We start from the raw sequence: 9,391 nt of genomic DNA on the forward strand, positions 1-9,391 counted from the left end.
AGTTGCAGTTCCAGGCGCGAGGCGGTGCCGACGGCATCAACCTCATATCCGCGCACCAGACCGGAGCCGGCACCCGACAGGTTGCGCCGGGGCGCGACGCCGGACAGGGTCAGGACGACGCGGCCGTCAGACCCGGTCTCGACCACCGCGCCGCGCGCCGTGCCGCCCAGGTCGACGACCACCCGGGTCCGCTCGGCATCGCCGCCAAATCTCACGCGCAGGACATCGGCCGCCGCACCGGCGAAACCGCGGCCGCCGACGAACAGGCCGGCGCACAGCACGACCAGGGCCATGGCGGTCATGGCCCACTCGCGAGCCCCCCACCGTGCGATTTCGGAACGCCACCGACCGTACATTCTGACGGACACCCACCTTCTTTGTTGGGGCCACGATGACAGAGGGCGGTGTGGAATGCGTTAAGCGACGGGCGCAGGGCGACAGATTGGCGACGTTCGCCTTTCCTTATCCCCTGACAGTGCCTATGCTTTGTCTGCTCGCGGAAAAGTCCGCGTCGGCCGATCTGATCGGGCCCCGACGCGTCCACCTCCGCCGGCTTCGACTTTCACCTATCCTAGACCCGGCCGGCGTTCGCGCCGACGGATCGAAGACCGGGCCTCGCGACGCTGCCTCTATCACGGCGCGTCCGGGTCCAGGACCGACTGAATCCATGGGCCTTTTCGCCTGCGCTCCCATCCGGCCGGAAACGGCCATCGTCGAGAGACTCGACGGGAAGACGCTCGCCCTGGCCTGCAATCCCATTCGGCGAGCCGCCCTTGTCCTTCAACGGACCGGCAGAGCGCGCCAGAGAGACTCCTTCAATGTCAAAGACAATGCTGATCGATGCAGCGCACGCGGAAGAAACCCGCGTCGCGATCGTGGACGGACGCCAGGTCGAAGAATTCGACTTTGAATCCAAGACGAAGCGCCAGCTTCGCGGCAACATCTATCTCGCCAAGGTCACGCGCGTAGAGCCCAGCCTGCAGGCCGCCTTCGTCGAGTACGGCGGCAATCGCCACGGCTTCCTGGCCTTCAACGAGATCCACCCCGACTACTACCAGATCCCGGCCGCCGACCGCGAAGCCATCATGGCCGAGGCCGCGTCGGCTGACGACGACCAGGACGACGAGCACGCCCGCGACTCCGACGACGGCGATTCCGAAGGCGGGATGGCCGAGGAGGAACGCCTGAAGCGTCGCCTGATGCGGCGCTACAAGATCCAGGACGTCATTCGGCGCCGCCAGATCCTGCTGGTCCAGGTCGTCAAGGACGAGCGGGGCGGCAAGGGCGCGGCCCTGACCACCTGGCTGTCGCTGGCCGGTCGCTACTGCGTGCTGATGCCCAACACCGGCAAGGGCGGCGGCATTTCGCGCAAGATCACCCAGGCGTCGGACCGCAAGCGGCTGAAGGCGGCGGCGGCGGCGCTGGACGTGCCGCGCGGCATGGGATTGATCATCCGCACGGCGGGCGCCAAACGCACCAAGGCCGAGATCAAACGCGACTACGAATATCTGCTGCGCCTGTGGGAGACGATCCGCGAGACGACCCTGGCGTCCAACGCCCCGTCCCTGATCTATGAGGAAGAGAACCTCGTCCGCCGCGCCGTGCGTGACATGTTCGACAAGGATTTCGACGGCATCCAGGTCGAAGGCGTCGAGGGGTTCAAGGAGGCGCGAGACTTCATGCGGGTGCTGATGCCCTCGCAGGCGAAGAAGGTTCACCTGTACCAGGGTTCGCGGCCCCTGTTCGCGGCCAACGGCATCGAGGAGGTCCTGACCGGCATCCATCAGCCGGTGGTGACCCTGAAGTCCGGCGGCTATCTGGTGATCAACCAGACCGAGGCCCTGGTCGCCATCGACGTCAACTCGGGCAAGGCGACCAAGGAACGCAACGTCGAACAGACCGCGTTCAAGACCAACTGCGAGGCCGCCGTCGAGGCTGCCCGCCAGCTGCGCCTGCGCGACCTGGCCGGGCTGGTGGTCATCGACTTCATCGACATGGACGAGTCCAAGAACAACCGGACCGTCGAACGCATCCTGAAGGACGCCCTGTCGGAAGACCGCGCCCGCATCCAGATGGGTCGTATCTCGCCGTTCGGCCTGATGGAGATCAGCCGTCAGCGTCGCCGTCTGGGCGTGCTGGAAGGCGCCACCGAAATCTGTCCGCATTGCCAGGGCGCGGGTCGCGTCCGTTCGGCCGAGAGTGCCGCGCTGATGGTGCTGCGTGCCGTGGACATCGAGGCAGGCCGGGGCGGGGCGGGGTCGATCAACCTGCGCGTCTCGACCGCCGTGGCGCTGTATATCCTGAACCACAAGCGCGACTATCTGCAGCGCCTGCTGGAGCGGCGGGGTCTGGCCGTCATCATCCAGATCGACGATAGCCTGGGCCAGGGCGACAGCGCCATCGAGCGCACGGAGACCAACGAGGACTTCGTCGTCGTCAACCCGGCCGAGGGCATCGACCTGAACGACGACTTCGACGACAGCGCCTATGACGACGAGGACGAAGACGAGGACGATGACGACATCGTCGACGACGAGGACGAGGTCCAGCTGGACCGCGAAGATGGGGACGACGATGCGCCGCGCGAGCGGGCCGAACGGGTCGAGGGCGGTCGTGACCGCGATCGTGGCCGGGGTCGCAAGCGCCGTCGCGGCGGACGTCGTGACGAGGAGGTCGCCGTGGTCGGCGACGCCGAGGCTGTCGAGGCGCCGACCCTGGTCACCGGCGACGACGATGATGACTCCGAAGCCGGTCGTCGCCGTCGTCGCGGGCGTCGTGGCGGGCGTCGCGTCCGTGAGGACGGCGATGGCGCGGGCTCCTTCTTCTGGGTGCGCGGCCGCACGCCCGACCTGAACGACCCCTATGTCTGGTTCGACCCGATCAACCCCGAGCCGCGCGCCGAGCGGGCTCCGGCCATGGCCTCCGACGGTCCTGCCGCCGATGTCGAGGAACTGATCGGTGAGCGGCCCGAGGGCGAGATCGCCGGCGATCGTGACGGCGGACGTTCGCGTCGGCGTCGTCGCGGACGTGGTCGCGGCGAGCGCACGGCCCAGCCGCATGACCTGAAGGTCGAGGCGCGCGCCACCAACGAGGGGATGCCGGCCGACGGCTCGCCCGACTCGCCGATGGCCGTGATGGTGTCGCCCGATGCCGATCCGGACGCTCCGGCGGTTCCGGCCGAGCCGCAGCGCCGGCGTGTGCGGCGCAAGCCCGCCAGTGCCTCGGCGGCGACGCTGGATGTCGATCTGGACACCGGCGTCGAGCCCAACGAGGCCGAGCCGGTCGGCGAACCCGTCGAGCTGGACGTCTCCCCGGCCGAGGCCGAGGCCGAACGGGTCGAAGAGGTCGTCGAGGCTCAGGCCGAAGCGGCGGTTGAGGTCGAAGCGGAGCCGGTGGGCGAGCCTGAGCCGGTCCACGTCGAACCCGAACTGACGGTCCACGCCCCGGCCCCGAAGCCCGAGGCGGACCTGTCGGCGATCATCGCCAATGATCCGGCCCAGATCGCCGCACCCCCCGAGAAGCCCAAGCGCGGATGGTGGCGTCGCTGAATAGCTGCGCCTAGATAGAACGAGACGGAGCGCGTCGCCGCAAAAGGGTCACTGATCCGGGCCAGCGTCGCGCTCCGATCCCGTCGCCGGAACCCGCCGGCGCGAAATAGGGAGTTCTGCTTGAACCGACTGGCGCGCCTCGCATCGTCCCTGACCGTCGTGCATCGGCGAACGGCGAAGCTCGGCGTCGGTCTGGCCGCGATCGCGATCGCCCTGACGGTTCCGACGCAAGCCTCGGCCCAGAGCGCGATCCGCGACACCGAGATCGAGGGCATCATCCGCGAATGGTCGGACCCGGTCTTCGTGGCCATGGGGCTGAACCCCGAAGAGGTCGAGGTCCTTCTGATCAATGACCCCAGCCTGAACGCGTTCGCGCTGCGGGGCCGGATCATGGGTCTGAACACCGGGCTGATCCTGGAGACGGACACGGCCAACGAACTGCTGGGCGTCGTCGCGCACGAGGCCGGGCATATCAAGAACCGCCACCTGCTGAGGGACGGCGCGTCGAACGCCGGGATGCAGCCGTTCCTGATGACCATGGCCCTGGGCGCGCTGGCCGCTGCCGTCGGGCAGCCGGGGGCAGGGGCCATGCTGATGGCCAACAGCCAGTATTTCGGCACCCTGGGCGCGCTGCGCTACATGCAGAGCCAGGAAGGCGAGGCCGACATCTCCGGTGCGCGGGCGCTGGAAGCCGCGGGCGAAAGCGGCAAGGGGCTGGTCGATTTCTTCGAGAATTTCCGGTCGCAGGAAGTGTTTTCGGACGCCCGGCGCTATCCCTATTTCCGCAGCCACCCCCTGTCGGGACAGCGGATCGAGGCCCTGCGTCGGCCGGTCGAGGCGATGAGCCACTATAACCACGCAGACAGCCCGGAGCGGATGGCGCAGCACGCCCTGATCCTGGCCAAGATCCATGCCTTCATGGACCCGCCGAACGCGACCCTGCGCGACTATCCGGCGTCTGCGACGGACTACCCCAGCCGCTATGCGCGGGCCATCGGATACTACCGCGACGGCCAGACCGACCGGGCCATCGCCGGGGTGGATGCCCTGCTGGCCGAGAAGCCGGACGATCCGTATCTGTGGGAACTGCGCGGCCAGATCCTGTTCGAGGACGGCAAGCCCGCCGACGCTATCGGGGCCCATGAGAAGGCCGTGTCTCTGAAGCCCGATGCGCCCCTGTTGCGAGTCAACCTGGCCCACGCCCTGATCGAGACCAACGACCCGGCCAATCTGGACCGGGCTATCGACGAGCTGAAGCGGGCGGTGGCGCGCGAGGACGATAACACCCTGGCCTGGCGTCTTCTGAGCCAGGCCTATGCCAGCCAGGGCAAGGAGGGCGAGGCGCGGCTGGCCTCGGCCGAATACTGGTTCGCGGTCGGCGACGACCAGCAGGCGACGCAGTTCGCCTTGAGGGCCCGGCCGTTGCTGGACAATCGCTCGATCGAATGGCGGCGGGCGATGGATATCGTGCTGGCTTCCGGGGCGACGATGCAGGACGTCAACGACCTGGACGCCCGCGACGCGCGGCGTCGGCCGTCGACGATCGAGCCGGCCAACCCGACACTGAGCCTGCCGCCGCCGCGCCCCTCCGCCAGCCCGGCCACCTGATCCCGACGGACCCTGAATGACCGACGACCTTCCCCCCGCCGAGCCGGGCACCACGTCCACGCGGCCCGCCCTGATGCGCTGGCTGTCGGGGCGCAGCGTGCTGGCGCTGGTGGTGTCGGTGATCGCGCTCGGCTTCGCGGCGGTGCCCTATGTGTCGCCCGACCTGTTCGGATCGAGGGTCCGGGCCTATCTGCTGGCCCACCCCGAGGTGCTGGACGAGGCGGTGACGGCGCGTCAGGCCAATGAGGACCTGGCCCGCGTGTCCCAGACCAACGCCGCCATCGCCGCCAACCCCGCCTTCCTGCGCCCCGACCCCGCCGACCCCAGCGTGGGCCCGGAGAATGCGAAGGTCACGGTGATCGAGTTCTTCGACTTCCGCTGTCCGGGCTGCAAGGCGGTGGCCCCCGACTATCTGAGGCTGGTGCGGTCGCGATCGGACGTGCGGTTCGTGTTCAAGGACTGGCCGATCCTGGACCGGGGCGACGGTCCGCCGGTGTCGCAGTATGCCGCGCGCGCTGCCATCGCGGCGAACAAGCAGGGCAAATATCTGGAAGTCTATGAGGGGCTGATGGCGGAACGGGCCCTGACGATCGAGAGTGTGGACGCGGTGCTGCTCGCCGCCGGTGTCGATCTTGCGCGGGCCAAGGCGGACATCTCCGCGCCCGAGACCAACCGCCACATCGCCGACATCCATACGACTGCGCTGCTGTTCAAGCTGACGGGCACGCCGACCTTCATCATCAACGGCAAGATGACGGCGGGGATTTCACCGGAGGACGTCGCGCGGGCGATCGACGCGGCTAAGTAGTCAGTAGATGGGTTCGAGGTTCCAGCCGGTCAGGCCGAGCATGAAGAGGCCGGCTTCCCTTCGCTGGCCCTGCGGGCTCCATTCGGCCTCGTAGTGATAAATTCTCGGTGCCGTCGCCTCGAAAATCCAGTTCGATCCGTCAGGGCCGACAAGTAGGCCTTCGTCAGGACCGCTAAAGGCTTGGGTGGATGTCATCACTTCGGCGAGAGCTATCCTCTCCGAGGGGCTCAACATTCGGACGACCCGCCTCCCATCCCCCTTGTTTCGATCGCCCCATCCGGTTCCCTCGGCGCGGACGGTTGTCAATCGAACAGCGCCCCCTACGAGCCAATCGATCCGAACGACGATGGGACGATGAAAGCTCGGAACCCAGGTGAAGCGAATGGCTTTGACCAAGTCGGTGGGGGGGGGGTTCGACCATTGATAGAGCGAGGGTTCTCTCATGCCCCGCCAAACACCGGCGTAGGAATCTTCCTCGAACGCATCGATCAGCGGCCGACCGGACCCGACCCGCGCCTTGCTGCGGTCGGCATCATCTTCAAGCATTGTTGGTGGAAAAAAGGGGTTCGTAAGTTTGTCGAGCTGACGCACGATGACTGTTGTGCCCAGCACCGTCAGGGCAAGAGTCGCGGCGACGAACCCGTACGCTTGAAGCCCCAAACCAGCCTTGAGGTCTGCGGAGTTGCGCATCCCCCGCATCGTCATCGTTACGCCAGCCCCAGCGTCATCTCTCCGCCGATCCACTCCACGCGCGATTGGCGCATGGCCTCCGCAGCCGCGGCGGTGTCCCCGAGCGCCGTCTCGGCCTGGGCGAGGACGAAATAGCTGTAGGGGTCGGCGGGCCAGTCTTTCAGGAGTTCCTCGATCTTGGCCTTGGCACCGGCGGCGTCACCGGACGCGAGCATGGCGGCGGCGAGGCTACGGCGGGTGGGGTACCAGATGATGGGCGGGTCGCCGCCTTCGCTATCCTGGGCCTGGATGGCGGCGGCGCGGGCGTAGGCGGCGATGGCGGCCGGGTGCTCCCCCGCGATCATGGCGGCGCGACCCTCCAGCACTTTCTGGAACAGTTCGATGAAGTCCTTGATGTCCTTGGCCTGGGGGGCGGTGTCGGGGATGGCGGCGCGCAGGGTGGCCATGGCCTCGGCTTCCTCGCGGACGGCCGTGGCGTCGCCGCGGCGGGCGGCGGCCTCGCCCCGGGCATAGCGCCAGGCGGTGCGCAGCAGGGTGTTGGCGGCGGGCGGTTCCTTCAGCGCTGCAACCCTGTCCTGATCGGCGAACCGGCCGTAGATGGCGTAGGCGTCATTGGCCATCAGCTGGCGCCACGCGTTGTCGGGCGCAATGTCCGGGTATGTCGACAGGAAGCTGTCGGCCAGGGTCAGGCCGTCGGTCGCCCCGCCCGCCATCAGGGCCCCGCCCATGCCGAAATGGATGTTGTGGGCGTGAAGGGGCTTGCCGTGGATGCCGTTCGGCGAGTTCGCCAGCTCGACATATTTGCGGTCGAGGGCCACGGCCTCGACGTTGGAGCGCATGGCGTCGCGATAGCGGCCGACCCGGTAGTAGGTGTGTGACGGCATGTGGACCAGGTGGCTGGCCCCCGGCGTCAGCCGCGCCAGTCGCTCACCATAGGGAATGGCCTTGTGCGGGTCGTCCGACCATTCGGTCAGGTGGATATAGAGGTGGATCGCACCGGGATCGTCGGGCGCGCGGTCCAGGGTCTGTTCCAGGATGGTCATGGCGCGGGTAATGCCCGGATCGGCGGCCTTGCCTTGGTCATCCCACCATGCGTCGGCGTTCAGCATCCAGGCGTCGGCGGTGGTCGAGGCGACCAGCAGATCGGTCGGGTTGCGCAGGGCCAGCCGGTCCATGGCGCGGGCGAACCGCCGGCTGCGGCTCGACTTGAAGCCCGAGTACCGTTGGATCAGGGCGTCGATCATCTGTTTCTGGAGCGGGGTGGCGTCGCGGGCCAGACGGCGGGCGTCACGGGCGGCCGTCAGGGCGGCACGGACTGAGGCGTCGTCATTGCCCCCACCGTTGAGGTTCGGCCCCAGGGCCCAGGCCTCGCCCCAGGCGCACATGCCACAGGTCGGATCGAGGGCGCGGGCCTTGCGGAAGGCGCGGACGGACTCGGTGTGCTCGAACGCCCAGCGCAGGCGGACGCCGTGGTCGAACCAGGCCTGGGCCTCGGGCGTCGCATCGACGGCATAGGTGGCCGGGCCGAAGCCGGGGACCATGACCATGGCGGTCACGGGGTCGGTGGTCATCGCCGATCCGGCGCGACCGCAGACCTGGGGGTTTTCGATCAGGGCCAGGGCGGCGGCGTCAGCGGTCGCATCGGCGACGGCGGCTGGCCCGGCAAGGCAGACAGCGGCGGCTGTGAAGGCCAGAAGTTTCAATCGCATCGCCCGCTCCCGATCTGCGCGGTGCATCTTGGCCCCACACGTAGCGATTGCCAAGGCGGCCGGACCGTCAGTGGAGGGTGGTGCCGGTGCGATGTTCGGTCTTGCGGCCGATGAAGTTGGCGAAACGGACGCCCGCGCCGGTGGGGGCGGCCAGCTTGCCGGCGCTGTCGTCCAGCCTGCGCGCCTCGAAGGCGAAGGCGGCGGCGAGGCCGGCAGAGGAGACGGCGGCGGCGACCTGGCCCAGCCGGGACGCAGGACGCAGGCCCAGCCAGACGGCGTTCACCGTCTGCGCAGCGAACCACAGACCCATGGCCAGGGAGCGGTTCCGGCTGGTGGGGGCGTTCCAGACGCGGACGGCCGATAGAGTCGTCGCCGAAAAGACGGCCGGCAGGACCAGACTGAAGGCCCCGCGCGGCCGTTCCAGCACCGGGGCCGAACGATGGCGCAGCTGTCTGTCGGTGCGGGGCTGGGTCGGGGTGCGCGACGCGAGGGCCGTGGCCAGAAGGGCGAAACCGACCGTGACGATGATCCCGCCGACGACGTGGCCCGTGCTGCGACCCTCGGCGTTGAGCAGGTCGGTCGCCCGGTCGCTCAGATCCTCGAAGACGTCGTCGATATCGGTCATGGTCGCACTCCCAGCCTGTCCCACCTCGCTAATGAACCGGGACCGGACGGGTTCCGCTCAGTTGCCGGTGGCGGACTTGTCGGGGCTGATTTCCGTCATCGCCGACTGCAGATAGTTCTGCTCGCCGAGTTGGGCGATCAGGATGTTCTGGGTCTCGAGGAAGTCGATGTGCTCCTCGGTGTCGGCCAGGATGGCGGTCAGGATCTGGCGACTGATGTAGTCACCGGCAGCCTCGCACTGGGCGATGCCGGGGATCAGGGTCTCACGTCCGCCGATCTCGAGACGCAGGTCGGCGTTCAGGCATTCGATGGCGTTCTCGCCGATCGCCAGCTTGTGCAGGTCCTGCATGTTGGGCAGGCCGTCGAGGAACAGCACGCGCTTGATCAGCATGTCGGCGTGCTTC

Annotated in this window: 7 protein-coding genes and 1 pseudogene; 3 read left to right on the plus strand and 5 right to left on the minus strand. The window is 68.2% G+C overall.

The window, feature by feature from the left end; all coding sequences use genetic code 11:
- Nucleotides 1-302, minus strand: a pseudogene (locus tag JHC99_RS14880) (N-acetylmuramoyl-L-alanine amidase); the annotation flags it as partial.
- Nucleotides 303-818: 516 nt separating this feature from the next.
- On the opposite strand from JHC99_RS14880, the gene JHC99_RS14885 reads away from it, so the two are divergent.
- From JHC99_RS14885 to JHC99_RS14895, 3 genes are all read left to right on the plus strand, one after another.
- Complete coding sequence (locus tag JHC99_RS14885; protein WP_292155200.1) at nucleotides 819-3,548, plus strand: ribonuclease E/G; 2,730 nt, start codon at nucleotides 819-821, stop codon at nucleotides 3,546-3,548.
- A gap of 120 nt (nucleotides 3,549-3,668) precedes the next feature.
- On the plus strand, nucleotides 3,669-5,156 hold the full coding sequence (locus JHC99_RS14890) for a M48 family metalloprotease (protein ID WP_292155201.1): 1,488 nt from the start codon (nucleotides 3,669-3,671) through the stop codon (nucleotides 5,154-5,156).
- A gap of 16 nt (nucleotides 5,157-5,172) precedes the next feature.
- Nucleotides 5,173-5,964, plus strand: a complete 792-nt coding sequence (locus JHC99_RS14895; RefSeq protein ID WP_292155202.1) for a thioredoxin domain-containing protein — start codon at nucleotides 5,173-5,175, stop codon at nucleotides 5,962-5,964.
- Here JHC99_RS14895 and JHC99_RS14900 read toward each other — a convergent pair whose 3' ends face one another.
- From JHC99_RS14900 to bfr, 4 genes are all read right to left on the minus strand, one after another.
- Entirely contained in the window at nucleotides 5,965-6,654 is a 690-nt protein-coding gene (locus JHC99_RS14900; protein ID WP_292155203.1) for a hypothetical protein, read from the minus strand. It abuts the gene before it with no gap.
- A 17-nt stretch (nucleotides 6,655-6,671) separates the two neighbouring features.
- On the minus strand, nucleotides 6,672-8,363 hold the full coding sequence (locus JHC99_RS14905; protein ID WP_292155204.1) for a hypothetical protein: 1,692 nt from the start codon (nucleotides 8,361-8,363) through the stop codon (nucleotides 6,672-6,674).
- 67 nt (nucleotides 8,364-8,430) lie between these two features.
- On the minus strand, nucleotides 8,431-8,988 hold the full coding sequence (locus tag JHC99_RS14910; RefSeq protein WP_292155205.1) for a tryptophan-rich sensory protein: 558 nt from the start codon (nucleotides 8,986-8,988) through the stop codon (nucleotides 8,431-8,433).
- Between the two features lie 57 nt (nucleotides 8,989-9,045).
- The coding region (gene bfr / locus JHC99_RS14915; RefSeq protein WP_292155206.1) for a bacterioferritin at nucleotides 9,046-9,391 on the minus strand (346 nt) is incomplete at its 5' end.

This window comes from Brevundimonas sp., assembly GCF_016463485.1.
GTDB lineage: Bacteria > Pseudomonadota > Alphaproteobacteria > Caulobacterales > Caulobacteraceae > Brevundimonas.